The organism is Methylosinus sp. KRF6, from assembly GCF_018887255.1.
Taxonomy (GTDB): domain Bacteria; phylum Pseudomonadota; class Alphaproteobacteria; order Rhizobiales; family Beijerinckiaceae; genus Methylosinus; species Methylosinus sporium.
This window is the reverse complement of sequence record NZ_JAHLJF010000001.1, coordinates 1,916,504-1,917,412: the sequence shown is the minus strand read 5'-3', so window position 1 is coordinate 1,917,412 and position 909 is coordinate 1,916,504. Positions and strand designations below refer to the sequence as shown.

The following is a 909-nucleotide window of genomic DNA, read 5'->3' as shown; positions in this document are numbered from 1 at the left end:
GATCGTGCCCCAGAGCGTGGTGTAGCTCTGGTCGGTCCCGTCGAGGGGCTCCGGCAGCAGCCGGTTTGATCAGGCGGCCACGGCGGGCAGCTTGACGATGGGATCATTGCTCAAAGCAGCGATCGTTTCCAGTGTCATGTAGCGGCCGCGCTGGACGGCCCATTCGTCATTTTGTTCCAACAGGATCGCGCCGACGAGGCGCTTGATCGCCTTCTCGTTCGGAAAGATGCCGACGACCTCGGTGCGGCGCTTGATCTCGCCGTTGAGCCGTTCAATGCCGTTGGTGGACTGGATTTTCGGCCAGTGATCCTTGGGAAAGCTCGCATAGGCGAGTACATCGCATTCGGCGTCGTCCATGAAGGCGGCGAGCTTTGGAAGCGTCGGCCGGAGCTGATCGGCGACCTTGCGCCATTGCGTCTTGGCGGCGCTCTCGTCCTCCTGCGCGAAGGCGGTGGCGATCAGCGCCGAGACGACGCGCCTTCCGCTCTTGCCGGCATGGGCGAGCGCGTTGCGCATGAAGTGCACGCGGCAGCGCTGCCAGGACGCGTTCATCACCTTGGCGACGGCGGCCTTCAGCCCCTCGTGCGCGTCGGAGACGACGAGCTTGACGCCGCGCAATCCTCGCCGGCGCAGGCCGCGCAGGAACTCGGTCCAGAAGGTCTCGGCCTCCGATGGGCCCGTATCCATTCCGAGGACTTCACGCCTTCCATCGGCGTTGACGCCGACGGCGACGATCGTCGCCACCGAGACGATGCGGCCGTTCTGGCGCGCCTTCACATAGGTGGCGTCGATCCACAGATAGGGCCAGTCGCCCTCGAGCGGTCGCTCGAGAAAGGCGTCGACCTTCTCGTCGATCTCCTGGCAGAGCCGGCTGACCTGGCTCTTCGAGACGCCAGAGCCGCCCATGGC

At 65.5% G+C, this 909-nt stretch carries 1 protein-coding gene; it reads right to left on the bottom strand.

The window, feature by feature from the left end; translation table 11 throughout:
* Nucleotides 1-69 precede the first annotated feature (69 nt).
* Nucleotides 70-909: IS256 family transposase (locus KP010_RS09260; RefSeq protein ID WP_216280771.1), on the bottom strand; the 840-nt coding region annotated here is incomplete at its 5' end.